This is a genomic window from Pedobacter agri PB92 (genome assembly GCF_000258495.1).
Taxonomy (GTDB): Bacteria; Bacteroidota; Bacteroidia; order Sphingobacteriales; family Sphingobacteriaceae; genus Pedobacter; species Pedobacter agri.
The window spans coordinates 1-847 of sequence record NZ_AJLG01000343.1; the positions used below are offsets into that span (position 1 = coordinate 1).

2 protein-coding genes are annotated in these 847 nt (G+C 31.8%); both read right to left on the bottom strand.

Annotated elements, in window-relative coordinates; genetic code table 11:
- Window positions 1-451 (bottom strand): lyase family protein (locus ON09_RS23795; RefSeq protein WP_010603574.1); only part of this gene is annotated, 451 nt, incomplete at its 3' end.
- A 167-nt stretch (window positions 452-618) separates the two neighbouring features.
- Window positions 619-816, bottom strand: a complete 198-nt coding sequence (locus ON09_RS23800; RefSeq protein ID WP_010603575.1) for a hypothetical protein — start codon at window positions 814-816, stop codon at window positions 619-621.
- Window positions 817-847 lie beyond the last annotated feature (31 nt).

Below are 847 nucleotides of genomic sequence, written 5' to 3' on the forward strand. Positions count from 1 at the left end.
ACGTACACACTGAAGCAATAGCTGGATAATAACTTTCGTTTAGCGCCAGTTTAATGGAATAAGGAATGGCAGTGTTATTAATATCTTGAGAGGTTAAACCAAAATGGATAAACTCTTTATAATCCTGAAGGGAGAGTGTGTCGAATTTAGCCTTAATGAAATATTCAACCGCCTTCACATCATGATTGGTTACTTTTTCAGTTTCTTTAATTTCCAAAGCATCAGTTTCTGAAAAATTTTCATGTATTTGACGTAATTGGGCAAAAAGGCTTTTATCGAAATTTTCTAAACCAGGTAAATTAATTTCGCATAATGAGATGAAATATTCAATTTCTACAAAAACACGGTATTTTATTAAAGCTTCCTCTGAAAAGTAGTTTGCTAGATTTTCTGTAGTCTTTCTGTAGCGACCATCAACAGGTGAAATTGCTTGTAGTGAGGTTAAATTCATTATGCGGATTATAATTTTGCCGCAAATTTACTACAATTGATGGATTTAGAGGTTTTAAATCAGATAAATTTTAAAGCGTAAGAGGTTATTAGTGCAATTCTCGAAAGACGATAACAAAAAAAGGCTCCGGAAATTTCCGGAGCCTTTTTTATATTTTCTAAAATTAATTAGTTTTTAACAACAGTAGTATCAGCTTTAACAACTGTATCAGCAACAGTAGTATCAGTTTTAATAGTTGTATCAGCAGTGATTGTAGTATCAGCGCCTAAAGTATCAGTACTTTCGCCTTTTTTTTCTGAGTTACAAGCAGCAACTGATAAAGATAAAGCGATAGCTAAGAAGCCTAATTTGAATGCATTTTTCATTTTGAAATTTCGTTTTAGTGATTAATTAATT

Excerpts from the sequence above, each read along its gene's own strand:
- ON09_RS23800 (WP_010603575.1), bottom strand. The coding sequence starts at position 816 with ATGAAAAATGCATTCAAATTAGGCTTCTTAGCTATCGCTTTATCTTTA.